The organism is Bradyrhizobium sp. TM102, assembly GCF_009176685.1.
Taxonomy (GTDB): Bacteria; Pseudomonadota; Alphaproteobacteria; order Rhizobiales; family Xanthobacteraceae; genus Bradyrhizobium; species Bradyrhizobium ottawaense.
The window spans coordinates 4,769,085-4,789,237 of sequence record NZ_AP021855.1; the positions used below are offsets into that span (position 1 = coordinate 4,769,085).

A 20,153-nucleotide genomic window follows, 5' to 3' on the forward strand; every position below is an offset into this window, starting at 1 on the left:
ATGCAACAGAACCCCTCCTCCGACTCAATCGTGTCGCTCCGCGACGTGCAAAAGAGCTTTGGCTCGCTCCGGGTCCTCGATGGCGTCAGCTTCGCAGTCGAGCGCGGCGAAGTGCTGGCGCTGATCGGCCGCTCAGGCTCCGGCAAGAGCACGGCGCTGCGCTGCATCGACCGTTTCGAGAAGGTCGACGGCGGCGAGATCGTCGTTTGCGGGCATCGGGTCGACCGTCCCGACGTCGATCTGCGCGCGCTGCGCCAGGACGTCGGTATCGTGTTCCAGAGCTATAATCTGTTTCCACACCTGACGATCGAGCAGAACATCACGCTGGCGCCCTGCGCCGTAAAGGGCCTGGCGAATTCGCAGGCCAAGGACCTCGCGCGAAAGGTGCTGGCGCAGGTCGGGCTCGAAGAGAAGCTGCACGCCTATCCCGAGCAATTGTCGGGCGGCCAGCAGCAGCGCGCCGCGATCGCGCGCTCGCTCGCCATGCAGCCGAAGGTGATGCTGTTCGACGAGGTCACCTCTGCGCTCGACCCCGAACTCACCGCCGAAGTACTGAAGGTGATCGAGCAGCTGGCGGCGGACGGCATGACCATGGTGATGGTCACGCACGAGATGGGCTTTGCCAAAGGCATCGCCGACCGGATCGTGTTCATGCATCGCGGCAAGGTTCACGAGACCGGCCCCGCCTCGATCCTGACATCGCCGACGACGCCGGAGCTCACGCAATTCGTGGGCACCGGAAATCTAAAATCATAACAGGGAGAGGAGAACTAGGGATGACCAACAAGACACTGCTGGGGACCGCCGCCGCGCTGCTCGGCCTCGTCATTTTATCCGCCACGCCGGCATCGGCCGACCTGCTCGACGACGTGATGAAGGCCAAGAAGATTCGCATTTCAACCGATCTTGCGATTCCGCCCTCGGGCATGATGGATTCCAGCATGAAGCCGACCGGCTCCGACGTCGAGGTGGCTCAGTTGCTCGCCAAGGACTGGGGCCTCGAGCTCGAATTCATCCAGACCACCGGCGCGACCCGCATCCCGAACGTCTTGACCGGCAAGGCCGACATCATCATCTCGACCCTGTCGGTGACGCCCGAGCGCGCCAAGGTCATCGACTTCACCAAGCGCTATGCGACGCTGCAGTCCGACGTCGGCTGCCTCAAGTCGATGAACGTCAAGGACTGGCCCGACCTGAAAGGCAAGACCATCGGCGTCTCGCGCGGGACCACGCAGGATACCACCCTGTCCAACATGAAGGACAAGGAGCTGACGATCGCCCGCTATGACGACGACGCCACGGAAGTCACCGCGGCCGTCTCCGGTCAGGTCGATTGCGTCGGCACGTCGGCCACGATCATCAACCAGATCGGCGCCAAGAATCCCGCCCGCATCTTCGAGTCGAAGATTCCGCTCGCAACCTTCGACCTCGCCATCGGCCTGAAGAAAGGCGAGCAGCGCCTGATGGACAAGCTCAACGGCTGGATCACCGAGAACGTCAAGAACGGCAAGCTCAACGCGATCTACAAGAAATTCCACGGGGTCGAGCTGCCGCCCGACATGCGTAGCTGAACGAAAGAGAAGCCGTGACAGCCGCTTTCCGGTTGTCACGGTCAATGAAAAATCAAGAAGGACACCACATGCGTCTCGTCATCGGATCCGACCACGCCGGCTGGCCGCTCAAGCAGACCGTTATCGACCACATCCGCAAGCTCGGCCACGACATCGTCGATGTCGGCTCCCATGACGACAAGCCGGTGGACTTCCCCGACATCGCGCGGGCCGTGGCGCAGAAGGTGACGTCGGGCGAAGCCGCACGCGGCATCATGGTGTGCGGCACCGGCGTCGGCGCCTCGATCGCGGCCAACAAGATGAAGGGCATCCGCGCCGCGGTCTGTCACGACGTTCATTCCGCCCATCAGAGCGTCGAGCACGACGACGTCAACGTCATGTGCATCGGCGCGCAGATCGTCGGCGCCTGGCTCGCCGTGGATCTCGTCTCGTCCTACCTCTCCGCGGAATTCTCGACCGACGAGGATTTCCGCCGTCGGGTCGAGAAACTGCGCGTCATGGACGAGCAAGGCTGAGGGCCTCTCCACCAATGATCCTGGTGTTCGGGTCGCTCAACATCGACCTCGTCGCGAAGGTCCCGATCATTCCAGGCCCCGGCCGGACGGTGCTCGCGCCGTCCTACCAGACGCATTTCGGCGGCAAGGGCGCCAACCAGGCCGTTGCCGCCGCGCGGATCGCGGGACCGGGACAAGTCCGGATGGCGGGCCGCGTCGGCCGGGACGGATTTGGCAACAGCGCGATCGAGAACCTCCGGGCCAACGAAGTCGACACCGGCCTCGTCGTCGGGGCCGACGAGCCGACCGGCTGCGCCTTTATCACGGTCGACCAGGCCGGCGAGAATGCGATCACGGTCGCAAGCGGCGCCAACATGGCCGCGAATGCCGGGGATCTCCCGGCCAGGCTGTTTGGTCCCGACACGGTGCTGGTGCTTCAGATGGAAGTGCCCTTCGCGCAGGCGCTCGAGGCTGCGCGCAGGACGACATTGGCCGCCGGCACCGTCGTCTGGAATCTCGCGCCCGTCCCGGAGAGGATGACCCGCGAGATGGTGACAAAGCTTCTTGCCGTGACCGACCATCTCCTCGTCAACGAGCACGAGGCGCTGGACGCCGCCGGCGCCATCGACCTCGCTACGTCCAGTTACGAGGCCGCTGCCGCGGACCTCGCCAGGGCCGGCGACCTGACCTGCATCGTGACCGCCGGCGCGCAAGGCGCGCTGGCGGTGACGGCCGACGGCTCCCGCTTCCGCGCGGCTGCTCCACGGATCACGCCGGTGGACACGACCGGCGCTGGCGACACCTTTGTCGGCGCGTTCGCGGCCATGCTGAGCGAAGGCGTGTCGCTGCAGATTGCGCTCGATGTGAGCTGCGAAGCCGCCGCATTGAAATGTCTCAAGGCCGGCGCCCAGACCGGCATGCCGATGCGTAGCGCAATAGGTTCCCTCGCCTAGCACGAATCGCCCATATCGCTGCCCGCGGCTAAACTCTCCCGATTCGTGGAGAGCGTTTTGGCCTTCCTCTTCGTCCTCATCGTCGGCCTCGTCGCCGGCACCATTTCAGGCATCGTGGGCACCGGCTCGTCGATCATGCTGATGCCGGTGCTGGTCTATGCCTATGGGCCGAAGGAAGCGGTGCCGATCATGGCGGTCGCGTCCGTGATGGCGAACTTTTCGCGGATCCTGGCCTGGTGGCGAGAGGTCGACTGGCGGGCCTGCGCGGCCTATTCGGTCACGGGCATTCCGGCCGCCGTGCTCGGCGCACGGACGCTGCTGGCGCTGCCTTCGCATGCGGTGGACCTCGCCATCGGCATCTTCCTGATCGCGATGGTGCCGGTGCGGCACTGGCTGGCGCGGCACGACCTCAAGGCCAATCTCTGGCATCTGGCGATCGGCGGCGCCGTGATCGGCTATCTCACCGGCATCGTGGTCTCGACCGGCCCGCTCAGCGTGCCGCTGTTCCTGTTCTACGGACTCAGCAAGGGCGCTTTCCTCGCCACCGAGGCGGCCTCCTCGCTCGGCCTCTATTTCGCGAAATCGGTGACCTTCGAGCGTTTCGGCGCGCTGACCGGCGATGTCTTCATGAAGGGCCTGATCGCGGGTGCCTCGCTGATGTCGGGCGCCTTCATCGCAAAACGCTTCGTGCTGCACCTGAAGCCGGACGTGTTCCGCCTGCTGATGGACGCGATCATGGTCGCGGCCGGGCTCTCCATGCTATGGAACGCGACGCAATCTCCCTGAGCACGATTGACGCCCCATGGCCAAGAACACGCTTTCCTTCGTCTGCCAGAACTGCGGCGCGGCCTATAACCGCTGGCAGGGCAAGTGCGAATCCTGCGGCGAGTGGAATACGCTCGCCGAGGAGGACACCAGCGGCAGCATCCCCGTCTCGATCCGCTCCAAGCGCAAGGGACGGACGTTTGCGCTGGAGAGCCTGTCGGGGAAAACCCAGGATGCGCCGCGCCTGTCCTCAGGGATGACCGAGCTCGACCGCGTCACCGGCGGCGGCTTCGTGCGCGGCTCGGTGCTGCTGGTCGGCGGCGATCCCGGCATCGGCAAGTCGACATTGCTGACGCAGGCCACCAGCATGATGGCACGCGCCGGCCACCGCATCGTCTACATCTCCGGCGAAGAAGCCGTCGCGCAGGTGCGCCTGCGCGCCGAACGGCTCGGGCTGTCGGATGCGCCGGTGCAGCTCGCCGCCGAGACCTCGGTCGAGGACATCGTCTCGACGCTGTCCGAGGGCGCGGTCCCGCGGTTGATCGTGATCGATTCGATCCAGACGATGTGGACCGACACGGTGGAATCCGCGCCGGGCACGGTGACCCAGGTGCGCGCCTCGGCGCAGGCGCTGATCCGCTTTGCGAAGAAAACCGGTGCGGCCATCATCCTGGTCGGCCATGTCACCAAGGACGGCCAGATTGCCGGCCCCCGCGTGGTCGAGCACATGGTCGACGCCGTGCTGTCGTTCGAGGGCGAAGGCTCGCAGCAGTTCCGCATCCTGCGCGCCGTGAAGAACCGTTTCGGCCCGACCGACGAGATCGGCGTGTTCGAAATGACGGGCCTTGGCCTGCGCGAGGTCACCAATCCCTCCGAGCTGTTCCTGTCCGAGCGTGATCTCGGCACGCCCGGCACCGCAGTGTTCGCGGGCATCGAGGGCACGCGGCCCGTCCTGGTCGAATTGCAGGCGCTGGTGGCGCCGACCTCGCTCGGCACCCCGCGACGGGCCGTGGTGGGCTGGGATCAGAGTCGGCTCTCGATGGTGCTGGCGGTGCTGGAGGCCCATTGCGGGGTCAAGCTGTCGGGCCACGACGTCTATCTGAACGTGGCGGGAGGCTTGCGCATCCACGAGCCCGCGGCCGACATGGCCGCCGCGGCCGCGCTGGTGTCCTCCCTGGTTAACGCGCAGTTACCCACGGATGCGGTCTATTTCGGCGAGATTTCACTTTCTGGCGTGATCCGGCCGGTGGCGCAGACCCCGGCCCGGCTCAAGGAGGCGGTCAAGCTGGGCTTCAAGCGCGCCGTGCTGCCCGAATCGGCCCGAGGCGGGGATGCCGGCGGTGACGCCGGACTGTCCCTGAACGCGGTCAACAGCCTGACGACATTGGTCGCAGAGATTGCCGCCAAGGGCTCGCGCCGGGGCGAATCGAACGCGCCGGCAGAGAAAAATGCCACACCGGCAAGATTCCGCCGTGGAGAGGGTTAGGTGGAGGTGACGTCGGAGGCCCCCGCCGCTATACAGCCGTCACAAAAGCAGCATGGGATTGCGAGGTTGCGGCCTTGCCGGGAACGCCGTCTGCCCCTCTTTTAGGGCAGCGGCCAAACACCGATTCGGCTAGAGCACCTTCGACGTACGAGCGGACCAGACCAGCCGATGCCAGTAACACTCCTCGACCTGATCCTGCTCGGTGTGATGCTGATCTCGGGCCTGCTCGCCATGGTCCGCGGCTTCATGCGCGAAATCCTGTCGATCGCGGCCTGGGGTGCGGCGGCGATCGTGACGCTGTACTCCTTCTCGAAGCTGCTGCCGACGGCCAAGAGCTATTTCAACAACGATACCGTCGCGAGCGTGGTCGTCGTCGCCGGCGTTTTCGTGGGCACCCTGGTCGTGGTTTCCGTGATCACGGTCCGGATCTCCGACATGATCCTGGATTCCAGGATCGGCGCGCTGGACCGCACCCTCGGCTTCCTGTTTGGCCTGGCTCGCGGGCTTTTGATCGTCGTGGTCGCCTTCCTGTTCTTCACCTGGCTGGTTCCGGACAAGCAGCGCCCGGACTGGGTCACGGGGGCCAAATCCCGCGTCGTGCTCCAGGGAACCGGGGATTGGCTGATGGCCCTCTTGCCTGACGACCCCGAGAACACCATCTTGAAGAGATTCAAGAAAAACAAACCAGATGATGATCAAGCTGAATCCGAGCAGCAGCCTTCGGGCAGTGGCGACGGATACAGTAAACCTGCTCGTGACAGTTTGAAGAAACTGATCGAGAAACCTGCGGCGCGTTGATTGCCCTTAAAGAGAGGCGCGGACGAGATGCGACACCCTGACCAGGACGCCCAACTTGATCTCGATCCAAACGCCGGCCCAAGCCCGGCCGTTCTAGAGGTTCAGGACGACCTGGAGGGAGATACGCTGCGCGAGGAATGCGGCGTCTTCGGCATCTATGGTCACCCGGACGCCGCCGCCATCACCGCACTTGGTCTGCACGCCCTTCAGCACCGCGGCCAGGAAGCCGCCGGCATCGTCTCCTACGACGGCAGCCGCTTCCACAGTGAACGCCGCCTCGGCCTCGTCGGCGACACCTTCTCCCGCCGCGAAGTAATCGACCGCCTCCCCGGCAATATGGCCGTCGGCCATGTCCGCTACTCCACCACCGGCGCCACCATCCTGCGCAACGTGCAGCCGCTGTTCGCCGAGCTCAATGCCGGCGGCCTTGCGGTCGCCCATAACGGCAACCTCACCAACGGCCTGACGCTGCGCCGCGAGCTGGTGCGCCACGGCGCCATGATGCAGTCGACCACCGACACCGAGGTGATCCTGCATCTGGTCGCGCGCTCCAGGCGCAGCCGCTTCATCGAGCGCTACATCGACGCGCTGCGCGAGATCGAGGGGGCCTATGCGCTGGTCTCGCTGACCAACAAGAAGCTGGTCGGCGCGCGCGATCCGCGTGGCATCCGCCCGCTGGTGCTCGGCGAGCTCGACGGCTGCCCGATCCTGACCTCGGAGACCTGCGCGCTCGACATCATCGGCGCGCGCTTCATCCGCGACATCGAGCCGGGCGAAGTCATCGTGTTCGACGAGAACGGCCAGGACATCCACAAGCCGTTCCCGCCGATGGCGCCGCGTCCCTGCATCTTCGAATACATTTATTTCGCCCGTCCGGACTCCATCGTCCACGGCCGCTCAGTCTACGAGGTCCGCAAGGCCTTCGGTGCGCAGCTCGCGCGCGAGAGCCACGTGCCGATCGACGTCGTCGTGCCGGTGCCGGATTCCGGCGTGCCCGCCGCGGTCGGCTACAGCCAGCATTCGGGCGTGCCGTTCGAGCTCGGCATCATCCGCAACCACTATGTCGGCCGCACCTTCATCCAGCCGACGCAGGCGATCCGCGAATCCGGCGTGCGCATGAAGCATTCGGCCAACCGCGCCGCGATCGAAGGCAAGCGCATCATCCTGATCGACGACTCGCTGGTGCGCGGCACCACCTCGAAGAAGATCGTGCGCATGATGCGCGATGCCGGCGCCAAGGAAGTGCACTTCCGCCTCGCTTCGCCGCCGATCCTCTATCCCGATTATTACGGCATCGACCTGCCCGACCGCGGCGGCCTCCTGGCCGCGACGCATTCGCTGGAGGAGATGCGCGAGATCATCGGCGCCGACTCGCTCGCCTTCCTGTCGATCGACGGCATGTACCGCGCCATGGGCGAGCCCGGCCGCGACCCGGCCAATCCGAAGTTCTCGGATCATTGTTTTACCGGCGCCTATCCGACCCACCTCACCGACCAGACCCAGACCGAGCAGCAGCCGCGGCAATTGTCGCTGCTGGCGGAAGCGAGCTGACGGCGTAGTCGTCATCCCGGGGCGATGCGAAGCATCGAGCCCGGGATCTCGAGATTCCCCGATGCGCGATTGCGCATCTGAGGTCTGGTGCTTCGCACCATCCCGGAAATGACAGATGCGGATGGGGGCTTGTCCCAGCCATCCACGCCTGTAAAACCCCGCCATGACAAAACTCCTCGCTGATCGCATTGCTCTCGTCACCGGCGCCTCGCGCGGCATCGGCCATGCCGCAGCAATCGCGCTCGCCAAAGCCGGCGCGCATATCGTGGCGGTGGCGCGCACGCAGGGCGGGCTCGAGGAGCTCGATGACGAGATCCGGAAGATCGGCGGCAGCGCCACCCTGGTGCCGCTCAACCTCACCGATTCCGACGGCATCGCGCGGCTCGGCGCCGGCCTGCACGAGCGCTATGGCAAGCTCGACATCCTCGTCGGCAATGCCGGCGTGCTCGGCCCCTCCTCGCCGATCGGCCATATCGAGCTGAAGACCTTCACCGACGTGATGGCCGTGAACGTCTCCGCCAACTTCCAGCTGATCCGCTGCATGGAGCCGCTGCTGAAGCAGTCGGATGCGGGCCGCGCCGTGTTCATCACCTCGGGCGCCGCCAACAAGGCGACCGCCTATGTCAGCCCCTACGCAGCGTCCAAGGCCGCGCTGGAGACGCTGGCGCGCGCCTGGGCGCAGGAGACCGCGAACACGAAGCTCCGCGTCAACCTGTTCAACCCCGGCCCGGTCCGCACCCGCATGCGCGCCACGCTGATGCCGGGCGAAGACCCCGCGACGCTCGACACGCCCGAGCAGGTCGCCGAATTCATCGTGCCGATGTGCGCGCCTGACTGGACCGAGACCGGCAAGTTCTACGACTACAAGACGCGCAGCCTGATGAGCTTCCGCTCGCCTGCGTAATTTCCTTGCCTGATTGACTCGCCTGCCTCCCCGCGATTGACTGCCCGCGCGCAAGCGGCAGCAAGCCGCACGCCAAAAAAGGGAGGTTGCCATGGCGCCATGGCATGATCGCGCAGGCTTTGCGTCTGCGCTCGCACGTCACGCACTCTCCATTCTGATCGCAGCCGTCGCGCTCGCGTCTCCGGTTGCATCGAATGCCGGCGACGTCCCGACCTTCGCGGTCGATCCCTCCTGGCCGAAGCAGCTGCCCAACAACTGGATCCTCGGCCAGGTCGGCGGCATCACGGTCGACTGGCAGGGCCATATCTGGGTGATCCATCGCCCGCGCTCGCTCACCGACGACGAGAAAGGCGCAAGCCTCACTCCGCCGCGCTCGAAATGCTGCGTGTCGGCGCCGCCCGTGCTCGAGTTCGACGCCGACGGCAATCTGCTGCGGTCCTGGGGCGGTCCCGGCCAGGGCTATGAATGGGTCGGCCGCGAGCACGGCATCGAGGTCGACGAGCGCGGCTTCGTCTGGGTCGGCGGCAATGCCGACAACGACAACGCCATTTTGAAGTTCACGCTCGACGGCAAGTTCGTCGCCCAGATCGGCAAGTTCGCCCCGAGCCTCGGCAGCAACGACACGACGCAGCTCGGCAAGCCCGCCGAGACCGCACTCGACAAGGAGGCGAACGAAATCTACGTCGCCGACGGCTACGGCAACCGCCGCGTCATCGTGTTCGATGCGACGACGCTGGCCTACAAGCGGCACTGGGGCGCCTACGGCAACAAGCCCGACGACGCCAAGCAGGCGCCCTACGATCCCAAGGCGCAGGTCGCGCAGCAATTCGGCAACCCGGTCCACTGCGTGAAGCTTGCCAATGACGGCCTCGTCTATGTCTGCGACCGCATCAACAACCGCATCCAGGTCTTCAGGAAGGACGGCAGCTTCGTGAAGGAGTTCTTCTTCGAGAAGAACACGCTCGGCAACGGCGCGGTGTGGGACATCGCGATCTGGCCCGATCCGAAGCAGACCTATCTGCTCAGCGCCGACGGCGAGAACAACGAGATCAGGGTCATCAAGCGCGAAGATGGTAGCGTGGTCGGGAGCTTCGGGCACAACGGCCGCAACGCCGGTCAATTCCACTGGGTGCATGCCATGGCGATCGACGCGAGGGGTAACGTCTATACCGCCGAGGTCGATACCGGAAAGCGCATCCAGAAATTCAAGCTGACATCGGACGCGCTCAAATAGCGTCTCAACGCATTTTGCCCAAAAGTTAACCGAAGGATGACGCTACGACGCAGCGTCATCCGGCTTTAGGCGCATTGCCGCCGGCCCTGGGAAAGGCTAGAGCCAATCAGCCGGAACAAGGCTTCGCAAGAGAGCCGTCCGCATATTTGACAAGGGAGGAAACCTTTTATGACGACGACGTTCGCGCGCCGCTCCGCGGCCCTTCTGGCCTGTGCCGCCTTCGGTTTTGCAACATCCGCCTACGCGCAGGACAAGACCGTCAAGATCGGCGTGCTCAACGACATGTCGAGCCTCTATGCCGACATCGGCGGCCCCAATTCCGTGGTTGCGATCAAGATGGCGGTTGAGGATTCCGGCCTGCTCAAGAAGGGCTGGAAGATCGACGTCATCAGCGGCGATCACCAGAACAAGCCCGACGTCGGCGTCAACATCGCCCGGCAGTGGATCGACAACGAGAAGGTCGACGCGATCGCCGACACGCCGAACTCCGGTGTCGCCCTGGCGGTCAGCAACCTCGTCAAGGAAAAGAATGCGGTGCTGCTGAATTCCGGCGCCGCCTCCGCCGACCTCACCGGCAAGGCCTGCACGCCGAACACGATCTCCTACACCTATGACACCTACATGCTGGCCAACGGCACCGGCAAGGCGCTGACCAAGGCCGGCGGCGACAGCTGGTTCTTCCTGACTGCGGATTATGCCTTCGGCCACGCGCTCGAACGCGACACCACGGCGGTCGTGACCGCGAACGGCGGCAAGGTGCTCGGCAGCGTCAAGCATCCGATCAATACCGCGGACTTCTCATCCTTCCTGCTGCAGGCGCAATCCTCCAAGTCCAAGGTGGTAGGCCTCGCCAACGCCGGCGGCGACACCACGAACTCGATCAAGCAGGCGGCCGAATTCGGCATCGTCTCCGCCGGCCAGAAGCTCGCGGCCCTGCTGCTGTTCATCAACGACGTGCATTCTCTGGGCCTGAAGACCGCCCAGGGCCTGACCTTCACCGAATCGTTCTACTGGGACCTGAACGACAAGACCCGCGAATGGTCCAAGCGCTTCTCTGCGCTCGCCAGCAAGAACGCGATGCCATCGATGACACAGGCCGGCAATTACGCGATGGTGCTGCACTATCTGAAGGCGATGGACGCACTCGGCGGCAATCCGCATGACGGCGCCAAGGTCGTCGCCAAGATGAAGGAGCTGCCGACCGACGATCCGCTGTTCGGCAACGGTCCGCTGCGCCAGGACGGCCGCCGCCTCATCCCCGCTTACCTGTTCGAGGTGAAGAAGCCCGAGGAGTCGAAGGGGCCGTGGGACTATTACAAGCAGATCGCCACGATCTCGGCGGAAGACGCGGCCAAGCCGCTCAAGGACAGCGACTGCCCGCTGGTGAAGAAGTGACCGCGTAGCGGTCATCCCGGGATGGTGCGCAAGCACCAGACCCGGGATCTCGAGATTCCGGGTTCGATGCTTCGCATCGCCCCGGAATGACGAAGGAACAACTGCCGTAGGGTGGGCAAAGCGAAGCGTGCCCACGACTTCTTGCTATCATGAACAGATGGTGGGCACGGCGCGGCGCGCCTTTGCCCACCCTACGATCCTGCCTTCGCCGCCCCCAGCGTCCGCACCGCGATCGCCACGCAGACCACCATCAGCGCTGCCGCGAGCAGGAACGGTGCGCCGGGCAGATGCAGCGGCGCGCCCGCGCTGATGAAATAGGAAAAGGTCAGCGTGAACAGGAACGGGCCGACGAGCTGCGAGACGCTCTGCACGCTCGCGGTCGCGCCCTGGAGCTGGCCCTGCTGCTCGGCCGCGACCAGCCGCGTCATCAATGCCTGCGACGCGGCACCCGAGATGCCCCACAGCGCCAGAATGGGAATCCCGATCCAGGACAGCGGCCCGGTCGGCGCAGCGCCCAGGACGACGAAGCCGAGCGCGCCACAACACAGGCCCAGCAACAGCGCGTTCCGCTCGCCGAGCACGCGCACGATCGGGCCGATCGCAAGCCCCTGCACCACCATGGCGCAGATGCCGACCATCGCCAGCGTCAATCCCACGGTCTTGGAATCCCAACCGTAGCGATAGGTCGCATAGAGCACGAAGGTCGAGGGCAGCACGACATGTGCGACCTGCGCGATGAAATTGACGACGGACAACGCAGCGAGCACTGCATTGGAGCGCAATAGGCGGAGCGCCCCGACCGGACTGGCGCTCCGCCAGCGGAACGGCGCGCGCTTGTCGGGCGCGAGCGATTCCGGCAGGACGAATAGCCCATAGAGCGCATTGGCGAAGCTGAGGGCTGCCGACGCCCAGAACGGCAAGCGCGGATCGATATCGCCGAGCAGGCCGCCGAGCGCTGGCCCAAGAATGAATCCGACGCCGAACGCCGCGCCAATCCGGCCGAAGACCGCCGCGCGCCGCTCCGGCGGCGTGATGTCGGCGATATAGGCAAAGGCCGTCGAGATGCTGGCCGAGGTGATGCCGGAGATGACGCGGCCGACGAACAACCACACCAGGGACGGCGCCAGCGCCATCAGCACGTAGTCGGCGGCAAGGCCGAAATTCGACAGCAACACCACCGGCCGCCGCCCGAAACGGTCCGACAGCGCGCCGAGCAACGGCGAGAACACGAACTGCATCAGCGCCCAGGCGGCGCCGAACAGGCCGAAGATGCGGGCGGCGTGGGCGGTATCGTTGTCGACGAAGCTCTCGATCAGCTTCGGCAGGATCGGCATGATCACGCCGAGCGCGAGCATGTCCAAGAGGATGGTGACGAAGATGAAGGCGACCGCGCCGCGCCTCGCCGGCACGGCGCCTTGCGCCGTCGCCTCGCCGGCGCCGTCACTCACGACGGGCGCTTGCGCTTGTGCGCGAAGGGATTGGCCTTTTCACGGAGAGTAATGCGCACCGGCGTGCCCGGCAGTTCGAAAGTCTCGCGCATGGAATTGATGAGGTAGCGCAGATAGGACTGCGGCACCGCGTCCGCGCGCGAGCAGAACAGTACAAAGCTCGGCGGGCGCGCCTTGGTCTGCGTGATGTAATTGAGCTTGAGCCGTCGGCCGGACACGGCGGGCGGCGGATTGGCCTGGACAGCCTGCTCGAACCAGCGGTTCAACGCCGAAGTCGACACGCGCCGGTTCCAGAGCGCGTAGGCGTCCTGGATTGCCTGCATCAGCCGATCGATGCCCTCGCCCATCAGGCCCGAGACCGCGACGATCGGCACGCCCTTGATCTGCGGCAGCCAATGGTCGGCATCGCGGCGCAGGCCCGAGATCGCGCCGCCCCCCTTGCTCTCCATCAGGTCCCATTTGTTGACGGCGAGCACGACCGCGCGGCCCTCGCGTTCGATCAGATCGGCGATGCGCAAATCCTGCTCCTCGAAGCGGTTCTGCGAATCCATCATCATCACGACGACTTCGGCAAAACGGACCGCGCGCAGGGCGTCGGCGACCGAGAGCTTTTCCAGCTTCTCCTCGATGCGGGAGCGCCGGCGGAGGCCTGCTGTGTCGAATACGCGAAACTCGCGGCCCTTCCAGTTGATCTCGACCGCGATGGAATCGCGCGTGGTGCCGGCCTCCGGGCTCGTCAGCAGGCGTTCCTCGCCGAGCAGATGGTTGATCAGCGTCGACTTGCCGGCATTGGGCCGGCCGACGATGGCGACCCGGATCGGGCGCGTCGCGGCCTCTTCCTCGGTGAGCGGCTCGTCGTCCTCGGTCTCGTCGTCGTCGCCGGGCTCCGGCATCAGCTTGGCGAGCTCATCGTAGAGCTCTCCCATGCCCTCGCCATGCTCGGCCGAGATCTGGATGGGATCGCCGAGGCCGAGTGCAAAGGATTCCATCGCGCCGGCATCGCCGTGCTTGCCCTCGCTCTTGTTGGCAACCAGCAGCACGGGCTTGTTGGCCTTGCGGGCGAAATCGGCGAAGGCGCGGTCGGTGGGCGTGAGGCCGACGCGGGCATCGATGACGAAGAACAGCGCGTCGGCCTGCGCGATCGCGGTCTCGGTCTGCTCCTGCATGCGCGCGGTCAGCGAGCCCTTGGCGCCCTCGTCGAGGCCGGCGGTATCGATGATGGTGAATTCGAGATCGCCGAGCCTCGCCTCACCCTCGCGGCGGTCGCGGGTGACGCCCGGCAGGTCGTCGACGAGCGCGAGCTTCTGTCCGACCAGGCGGTTGAACAGCGTCGATTTGCCGACATTGGGCCGGCCGATAATGGCAATCGTGAAGGACATCGGTCATTCGTGCGCTGCCGGGGCTGCGCCTGTCAATGCAGGTGGAATTATTAGCGCGAGAAGCTGCCGCTCGGCAGCGGCGCCGGGAAGCCGCCCTGCGTCTGCTGCTGCGTGGTCTGGGTCGGTTGCGCCTGCTGGACCGGCTGATCTGGCGGCGGTGCGGTGGTGCGCTTGCGGACGATCTTGTGCTTGGGCGGCGGAGCGGCCGAGGCCGGCGCCGCCTCCGGCTGGGCCTCGCCGTCAACTTCGCCGGCGGGCGCCTCCGCGGGCGCGACGGCTGCGGCGGCCGGCTGCCTTGTCTTCTTTGCGTGGGCTCCCTTCGCCGGCTTGGCCTCGGGCGGCGGCTCGGCGGGCAAAGCCGCGACGGCAGGTGCGTTCGGATCGGGCTGCTGCTGAGCGCCCTTGTACATGTCCTTCGGGACGCCCTGCTCGAGGCCCGGCACGCCCTCCGGGAAGACCGGCTTGCGGTCGCCCGGCAGCTTCTTCTTGGTGTCGAGGAAGTCGAGCATGTCGCTTGGATCGAAGCTGGAGCAGCCGCCCAGGACACCCGTGAAGGCGATCAGGACGGCGGCTGCGATCAAGCGTGGCGTACGGCGCATCTTGTGTGTCTCGTTTACGTCAGAGGGCCCGTCGTCAGCTCTTTTTGCTCAGCTCTTGGCGACGGGCGGAAGCAGGGCCTGGAGCGCCTCGGCGCGCGAGCGCAGGCCGGGCGGCGTTTCGCCGTCCTCGCTAATCGCGTCGAGCCATTTGCGGGCCGCGGTCATGTCGTTGTTGCGCCAGGCCGACAGCGCCAGCATCTCGCGGGCACTGTGGCGGAAGGTCGATTTGGGCGCTGCGGAAGGCTCGAGCCGCTGCTGCATGTCGGCATAGGACGCGCTGTCGAGCAGCAGGCCGGCGGCGCGGACCTTGGCCAGATCCTGCCACTCACCGCCGACGCTGCGGTCGGCAGCGATGTCGTCATACATCTTGGCGGCAGCCTTGGCGTCGCGGGGCGCCGCCTCGGCCGCGGCACGCAGCCGCGCCAGGGTGCGATAGCCCGACGGCGCCTTGGCGGCGAGCTCGGTGAAGGCGGCCTCGGCCTCGGCATGCTTGTCCTGGTCGGACAGCTCGGCGGCCTTCTCGAAGGCGGCGCCGGCCTCGGCGGCCTTCCTGGCCTCCAGATACTGATACCCGCGCCAGCCGCCGACGCCGGCCACAACCAGCACCATCAGGGCGATGAAGTAGATCGAATATCTATCCCACAGCTTCTTGAGCTGTTCGCGACGTACTTCCTCGTCGACTTCGTTAAATAATTCAGACACTTATGCTAATCCCATGCCCATCCGGGTACGCGCGCGGAAGCGTTCGCGTCAGGAATCCCGTCCCCCACGTGGCGGCGAGGTACCCTAACGATATGGCGCTGGCAAGGCAAAGCGAGCCCGATCAAGGCGTTAACCACCCGGGAGAGCCCGGATGGCGCCTGCCCGGCTCAAGGGCCCAGGAGCTCCCGGAGCTGCCGCTTCAGCACCTTGCCGTTGGCATTGCGCGGCAGCGGGTCCGGCGTGATCGCCATGGTCTCGGGAACCTTGTAGTCGGACAGACGCTCGGCGCACCAAGCCCGTAAGTCGCTGTCGGCGACCGGGCTGCGTGTCACCACCACGGCGTGGACGCGCTCGCCCAGCACCGGGCACGCCTTGGCGATGATCGCGCTCTCGATCACCGCGGGATGGCCGGCCAGCACGGATTCGACCTCGGCCGAATAGATCTTCAGGCCGCCGCGATTGATCATGTCCTTCTGCCGGTCGAACACCCGGACGAACCCGTCCGCATCGACCGAGCCGAGATCGCCGGAGTGCCAGAATCCGCTGGTGAAGCTTTCGGCGGTCGCCTTCGGGTTGTTCCAGTAGCCTTTGATGACGGAGGCGCTCTGGATCCAGAGCTCGCCGATCTCGCCATGGGCCAGCTCACGCCCGTCCGGATCCATCGCGACGATGCGCGCGCCGGGACACGGCAGGCCGACGCTGTCGATGTGGCTCTCGGTCAGCTCGCCCGGCATGATCGTCGAGGGGGACGTCGTCTCGGTCGAACCGTAGCAGTTCATCAGCTTCAGGCCGGGAATCGTCGCCTTGAGCTTCTCGATGGTCGCGACCGGCATCGGCGCGCCGCCGAAGCCGCCGATGCGCCAGCTCGACAGATCGTAGCTGTCGAAATCCGGCTGCAGCAGGCAGAGATTGTACATCGCCGGCACCATCACCGTGTAGGTGACCCGCTCGCGCGCGGCGAGCTTGAGGTAATCGGCGGCCTTGAACTCCGGCATGATGATCAGCGCTCCGCCACAGCGGATCATGGTCGTGATGTTGGCGACGACGCCGGTGACATGGCCGAGAGGTACTGCCGCGATCGAGCGATCCGCCTGCGTCAATTGCAGGCAGGACGCGAACACCATCGAGGAATGGACGATGTTGCAATGGGCCAGCATCGCGCCCTTCGGCTTGCCTGTGGTGCCCGAGGTGTAGAGGATCATCGCCGTGTCCTCTTCGCTCACCTCGACCGGCGCTGGCGCCGGCGGATTGTCGGCGAGCGCGGCGAAGCGCGAGCGAGCCGGATCGTCGTCGACGGCGATGCGATGGATCACATCGGGCACCTCCTGCGCATCGGGCAGCCGCTCTGCGAGCCCTGCTTCGTGGATCAGGATCCTGGCGCCGCAATCGGCGAGGACATAGGCGATCTCCGGCTTCTGCTGGCGCGTGCTGAGCAGCACCGTGACCAGCCCCTCATGCGCGGCGGCAAACAGCAGCAGCGGAAATGCGATGCGGTTGCCGAGCAGGATCGCGACGCGGTCGCCGCGCTGCAGGCCAAGCTTGCGGAAGCCCGCGGCGATCTGCGCTGCCTGCTCCACGGCCTGCCGCCAGCTCAGCCGGACATTGCCTGCGATCAGCGCCTCGCCATCGGCATTGCGGGCGCGGGCTTGCGCGATCATCTCCCACACGCTCGCCGGCCGGTCGCAAAAGGCCGGCACCACCCGATCGCCAAAGCGCGCCTCGAACCGCATCGGCGGGATCTGAGATTGCGACCAGTCCATCGAAGGGCCCTCGGCTTGTTGCTCTTATTGCCTTCCGCGCATGGACATCGGGTTTCGTCTTGTGCTGACCGGCTAGACCCCGATCACGGGAACACCGATCACGACCGGATGGAACGCGAAGGCCAGCGCGAGATAGGCGACGACGCCGACGACGATCGCAATCAGATCATTGCTGACGCCGCCCACAGGGATCGGCGGGCCACCGCTATCGGTGCGATGCTTGAGCGAAATGCGGTCGTATACCGCCCAGCCCAGGAACGAGCCGAACAGGATGATGGAGCCGAGATCGCCGTTGGCGAGCAGATGCGCCGCCGCCCACAGCTTGATGCCGGCCAGCATCGGATGCTTCAGCGTCGCGTAGATGCGGCCGCGCAGGTAAGAGGCGACCACCAGGATGACCGCGGGCAGCATCAGCGCGAGCGTGATGTGCTTCATCGCCTTCGGCGGATACCAGACGTCGATCCAGCCGGAGCTGCGGTAATGGGCAAAGCCCCAGATGATCAACGCGAGCCCCGCGAGCGAGACCACGGCATAGAGAATCTTGTAGGTCCCCTCGCCCAGCCTTGCGATTGCCTGCGCGCGCGCCTCACGTTTGGTGGTGAACACATGGGTCGCAAAAAACAGCGCAAGCCCCAGGATCATGACCAGCAGACCCACGACATCCTCCCCCGTAAAGCAGCCCCCGCCAATGGCGTATCATCGATTGGCCGCGGGTCGCAACTCGCGCGCTACTGAGCGACCTGCCGATTGTCGACATACCGGATCGCGATCGGCCGCCCGGCCAGGGCGCCGGCGAGCCCGCCAGTGAATTTCAGCGGCAGGCAGGCATTCAGCGATGCGTTGATCGCCTTCAGATACGTCGTGCGGGTGTCGGCGGGACGCCGGCGGTCGCGAATGTGAGGCGCGGCGGGCCGATCAGGCCTCCGGCCCTGTTGAAGCTGAAACGCACCGACATCTGCATGCCCGCGCGCGCATTGTCCGATGGCGGCGACCAGCAGCTACGCAACTCGGCGAAGAGGTCGCCGATCGTGTCGAGATCGTGATCGGGCTTTTGGTATTTGGCGCGATCGGCCTCTGGTGGGACGCTTTGGATGGTGAGCTGGAGATTCTGGCCGTAGGGATAGTCAATCTCGGGAATGCAGGGACCGGGCTCGAGCGGGCTGCAATAGGACGGCGTGCAGGGGCGGCCGTCGAGCACGCTGCAGGGCTCGTGCGCGAACGGGATCGGATTGATCTGGCGGGAGCGCGCGTCGGCGGTGGTCGAGACTGCCAGCATGAGAAGGACGAGGATGCCGCGCCACATGGGATGAACTCGCAAGGTCACGAGTAAAAGTGGCGTTGTCCATGAGCGCGTCAAGTCCGCGCGCGCTCACATGCTCGCGTACGAGCGGCAGGCGCCCCTACCCCTTCTTCTTGACGTCCTTGACGTTGGTGAACTCGATGCCCTCGGCGCGCTCCTTGGTGTAGCCGAGATAGAATTCGTTCCTCGCCAGATACACGGGATCGCCGTCGACGTCGTCGGCGATGCTGGAGGTATTGGCGGCGATGAAGGTGTCGAGCTTCTTGCGGTCCTCCGAGGAGACCCAGCGCGCGAGCTGGAATTCGCTGACCTCGAATTCGACCGGCAGCGAATACTCCGCCTCCAGCCGCGCCTTCAGCACGTCGAGCTGGAGCGCGCCGACGACACCCACCAGCGCCGGCGCTCCGTCGCGCGGGCGGAACACCTGCACCACGCCCTCTTCCGACATCTGCTGAAGCGCTTCCTTCAGCTTCTTAGCCTTCATCGCGTCGGTGAGACGGACGCGGCGAACGATTTCCGGCGCAAAGCTCGGCACCCCGACGAAGTTGAAATCCTCGCCTTCGGTCAGCGTGTCGCCGATGCGCAGCGTGCCGTGATTGGGAATGCCGACGACGTCGCCAGCGAAGGCTTCATCCGCGACCGAGCGGTCCTGCGCGAAGAAGAATTGCGGGCTCGACAGCGGCATGCTCTTGCCGGTACGAACCAGCTTGGCCTTCATGCCGCGGCTGAGCTTGCCCGAGCAGAGGCGCGCGAAGGCGATGCGGTCGCGGTGGTTCGGATCCATATTGGCCTGGATCTTGAACACGAAGGCGCTCATGCGCGGATCGGTGGCCTCGACCTTGCGCTGGTCGCTGTCCTGCGCGCGCGGCTCGGGCGCGAACTTGCCGAGGCCTTCCAGGAGGTCGCCGACGCCGAAATTGCGCAGCGCACTGCCGAAATAGACCGGCGTCAGGTGGCCCTCGCGGAACGCGTCGAGCTCGAACGGTTTTGACGCTTCGGTGACGAGCTCGAGCTCGTCCTTGACCGCGGAAACGTCGAGATTGGCGTTGAGCTTGGCGAGCTCGGCGATCTCGATCTGCTGCGCCGCGCCGGTCTTGGCGCCGCCGCCTTCGAGCAGGCGCACGCCGCCATTGACGACGTCGTAGGTGCCGAGGAAGTCGCGGCCGCGTCCGACCGGCCAGGTCATCGGCGTGGTGTCGAGCGCCAGCGTCTTCTCGATCTCGTCGAGCAGCTCGAACACGTCGCGGCTCTCGCGATCCATCTTGTTGATGAAGGTGATGATCGGGATATCCCGAAGACGACACACCTCGAACAGCTTTCGGGTGCGCGCCTCGATGCCCTTGGCGGCGTCGATCACCATCACGGCGGAATCGACCGCCGTGAGGGTGCGATAGGTATCTTCCGAAAAGTCCTCGTGGCCCGGCGTGTCCAGGAGGTTGAACACGAGGCCCTCGAACTCGAAGGTCATCACCGAGGTCACGACCGAGATGCCGCGCTCGCGCTCGATCTTCATCCAGTCCGATCGCGTGTTGCGCCGCTCGCCCTTGGCCTTGACCTGGCCGGCGAGATTGATGGCGCCGCCGAACAGCAGCAGCTTTTCGGTCAGCGTGGTCTTGCCGGCGTCGGGATGGGAGATGATCGCAAACGTGCGCCGCCGCGCCACTTCGGCGGCAAGCGGGGAACGGGCCGGCAATTCGGCTGTGGTGATGGCGATGTCGGACATGGCGGGAGCGTGTGGCAGGGAAAACGGGCCTGATCAAGCCTCATTTGGTGATTGCGGAGCCCCCCGGCCAGCCCCATATCGGCCTTGGCCA

18 protein-coding genes and 1 pseudogene are annotated in these 20,153 nt (G+C 65.7%); 11 read left to right on the top strand and 8 right to left on the bottom strand.

Going from position 1 to position 20,153, the window contains the following annotated elements; translation table 11 throughout:
• The 11 genes from GDN70_RS22935 to GDN70_RS22985 all read left to right on the top strand — a co-directional run bounded on the left by GDN70_RS22935 (position 1) and on the right by GDN70_RS22985 (position 11,151).
• Positions 1 to 756: an amino acid ABC transporter ATP-binding protein gene (locus GDN70_RS22935; protein ID WP_028145044.1), complete on the top strand. Its 756-nt coding sequence runs from the start codon at positions 1 to 3 to the stop codon at positions 754 to 756.
• 20 nt (positions 757 to 776) lie between these two features.
• The gene (locus tag GDN70_RS22940; protein WP_152103070.1) at positions 777 to 1,571 is read left to right on the top strand and encodes a transporter substrate-binding domain-containing protein; all 795 of its coding nucleotides are present in this window, start codon (positions 777 to 779) and stop codon (positions 1,569 to 1,571) included.
• Positions 1,572 to 1,639: 68 nt separating this feature from the next.
• A complete protein-coding gene (gene rpiB, locus GDN70_RS22945) occupies positions 1,640 to 2,086 on the top strand; it encodes a ribose 5-phosphate isomerase B (protein WP_018317596.1) in 447 nt (148 codons plus the stop codon).
• A gap of 14 nt (positions 2,087 to 2,100) precedes the next feature.
• Positions 2,101 to 3,018, top strand: a complete 918-nt coding sequence (locus tag GDN70_RS22950; RefSeq protein ID WP_028145046.1) for a ribokinase — start codon at positions 2,101 to 2,103, stop codon at positions 3,016 to 3,018.
• Between the two features lie 57 nt (positions 3,019 to 3,075).
• Positions 3,076 to 3,804, top strand: coding sequence for a sulfite exporter TauE/SafE family protein (locus tag GDN70_RS22955; RefSeq protein ID WP_028145047.1), 729 nt, complete (start codon positions 3,076 to 3,078; stop codon positions 3,802 to 3,804).
• Positions 3,805 to 3,820: 16 nt separating this feature from the next.
• Positions 3,821 to 5,269: a DNA repair protein RadA gene (gene radA / locus GDN70_RS22960; protein ID WP_038946489.1), complete on the top strand. Its 1,449-nt coding sequence runs from the start codon at positions 3,821 to 3,823 to the stop codon at positions 5,267 to 5,269.
• Positions 5,270 to 5,437: 168 nt separating this feature from the next.
• Positions 5,438 to 6,067 (top strand): CvpA family protein, encoded by a 630-nt coding sequence (locus GDN70_RS22965; RefSeq protein WP_028145049.1) that lies wholly within the window; start codon positions 5,438 to 5,440, stop codon positions 6,065 to 6,067.
• 27 nt (positions 6,068 to 6,094) lie between these two features.
• Positions 6,095 to 7,618, top strand: a complete 1,524-nt coding sequence (gene purF / locus GDN70_RS22970; RefSeq protein ID WP_152103071.1) for an amidophosphoribosyltransferase — start codon at positions 6,095 to 6,097, stop codon at positions 7,616 to 7,618.
• A 163-nt stretch (positions 7,619 to 7,781) separates the two neighbouring features.
• Positions 7,782 to 8,522, top strand: a complete 741-nt coding sequence (locus tag GDN70_RS22975; protein WP_152103072.1) for an SDR family NAD(P)-dependent oxidoreductase — start codon at positions 7,782 to 7,784, stop codon at positions 8,520 to 8,522.
• A 91-nt stretch (positions 8,523 to 8,613) separates the two neighbouring features.
• Complete coding sequence (locus GDN70_RS22980) at positions 8,614 to 9,756, top strand: hypothetical protein (RefSeq protein WP_095424734.1); 1,143 nt, start codon at positions 8,614 to 8,616, stop codon at positions 9,754 to 9,756.
• 168 nt (positions 9,757 to 9,924) lie between these two features.
• Positions 9,925 to 11,151 carry an ABC transporter substrate-binding protein gene (locus tag GDN70_RS22985; protein ID WP_028145053.1) on the top strand — a complete coding sequence of 409 codons (1,227 nt, stop codon included), beginning with the start codon at positions 9,925 to 9,927 and terminating at the stop codon, positions 11,149 to 11,151.
• 191 nt (positions 11,152 to 11,342) lie between these two features.
• On the opposite strand, the gene GDN70_RS22990 is transcribed toward GDN70_RS22985, so the two are convergent.
• From GDN70_RS22990 to GDN70_RS23025, 8 genes and pseudogenes are all read right to left on the bottom strand, one after another.
• Positions 11,343 to 12,599 (bottom strand): TCR/Tet family MFS transporter, encoded by a 1,257-nt coding sequence (locus tag GDN70_RS22990; protein WP_152103073.1) that lies wholly within the window; start codon positions 12,597 to 12,599, stop codon positions 11,343 to 11,345.
• Positions 12,596 to 13,978 carry a ribosome biogenesis GTPase Der gene (gene der / locus GDN70_RS22995; protein ID WP_028145055.1) on the bottom strand — a complete coding sequence of 461 codons (1,383 nt, stop codon included), beginning with the start codon at positions 13,976 to 13,978 and terminating at the stop codon, positions 12,596 to 12,598. Before der ends, GDN70_RS22990 begins: the two co-directional genes overlap by 4 nt.
• 50 nt (positions 13,979 to 14,028) lie before the next feature.
• Complete coding sequence (locus GDN70_RS23000) at positions 14,029 to 14,577, bottom strand: hypothetical protein (RefSeq protein WP_152103074.1); 549 nt, start codon at positions 14,575 to 14,577, stop codon at positions 14,029 to 14,031.
• A gap of 48 nt (positions 14,578 to 14,625) precedes the next feature.
• Positions 14,626 to 15,279: a tetratricopeptide repeat protein gene (locus GDN70_RS23005; RefSeq protein ID WP_095424733.1), complete on the bottom strand. Its 654-nt coding sequence runs from the start codon at positions 15,277 to 15,279 to the stop codon at positions 14,626 to 14,628.
• A gap of 167 nt (positions 15,280 to 15,446) precedes the next feature.
• On the bottom strand, positions 15,447 to 17,039 hold the full coding sequence (locus GDN70_RS23010; RefSeq protein ID WP_095424732.1) for a class I adenylate-forming enzyme family protein: 1,593 nt from the start codon (positions 17,037 to 17,039) through the stop codon (positions 15,447 to 15,449).
• 72 nt (positions 17,040 to 17,111) lie between these two features.
• Entirely contained in the window at positions 17,112 to 17,696 is a 585-nt protein-coding gene (locus tag GDN70_RS23015) for an NnrU family protein (protein WP_028145059.1), read from the bottom strand.
• 71 nt (positions 17,697 to 17,767) lie between these two features.
• Positions 17,768 to 18,342 (bottom strand): annotated as a pseudogene (locus tag GDN70_RS23020) (hypothetical protein).
• A gap of 97 nt (positions 18,343 to 18,439) precedes the next feature.
• Positions 18,440 to 20,062, bottom strand: coding sequence for a peptide chain release factor 3 (locus tag GDN70_RS23025; RefSeq protein ID WP_038972498.1), 1,623 nt, complete (start codon positions 20,060 to 20,062; stop codon positions 18,440 to 18,442).
• Between the last annotated feature and the right edge of the window lie 91 nt (positions 20,063 to 20,153).

Bases quoted from the DNA above. Each gene is read 5' to 3' on its own strand.
- GDN70_RS22965 (WP_028145049.1), top strand. From the start codon at position 5,438: ATGCCAGTAACACTCCTCGACCTGATCCTGCTCGGTGTGATGCTGATC.
- GDN70_RS23010 (WP_095424732.1), bottom strand. From the start codon at position 17,039: ATGGACTGGTCGCAATCTCAGATCCCGCCGATGCGGTTCGAGGCGCGC.
- GDN70_RS22980 (WP_095424734.1), top strand. From the start codon at position 8,614: ATGGCGCCATGGCATGATCGCGCAGGCTTTGCGTCTGCGCTCGCACGT.
- GDN70_RS22940 (WP_152103070.1), top strand. From the start codon at position 777: ATGACCAACAAGACACTGCTGGGGACCGCCGCCGCGCTGCTCGGCCTC.
- GDN70_RS22935 (WP_028145044.1), top strand. From the start codon at position 1: ATGCAACAGAACCCCTCCTCCGACTCAATCGTGTCGCTCCGCGACGTG.
- GDN70_RS23025 (WP_038972498.1), bottom strand. From the start codon at position 20,062: ATGTCCGACATCGCCATCACCACAGCCGAATTGCCGGCCCGTTCCCCG.
- GDN70_RS22985 (WP_028145053.1), top strand. From the start codon at position 9,925: ATGACGACGACGTTCGCGCGCCGCTCCGCGGCCCTTCTGGCCTGTGCC.
- GDN70_RS23000 (WP_152103074.1), bottom strand. From the start codon at position 14,577: ATGCGCCGTACGCCACGCTTGATCGCAGCCGCCGTCCTGATCGCCTTC.
- rpiB (WP_018317596.1), top strand. From the start codon at position 1,640: ATGCGTCTCGTCATCGGATCCGACCACGCCGGCTGGCCGCTCAAGCAG.
- GDN70_RS22950 (WP_028145046.1), top strand. From the start codon at position 2,101: ATGATCCTGGTGTTCGGGTCGCTCAACATCGACCTCGTCGCGAAGGTC.
- GDN70_RS22975 (WP_152103072.1), top strand. From the start codon at position 7,782: ATGACAAAACTCCTCGCTGATCGCATTGCTCTCGTCACCGGCGCCTCG.
- purF (WP_152103071.1), top strand. From the start codon at position 6,095: ATGCGACACCCTGACCAGGACGCCCAACTTGATCTCGATCCAAACGCC.
- radA (WP_038946489.1), top strand. From the start codon at position 3,821: ATGGCCAAGAACACGCTTTCCTTCGTCTGCCAGAACTGCGGCGCGGCC.
- der (WP_028145055.1), bottom strand. From the start codon at position 13,978: ATGTCCTTCACGATTGCCATTATCGGCCGGCCCAATGTCGGCAAATCG.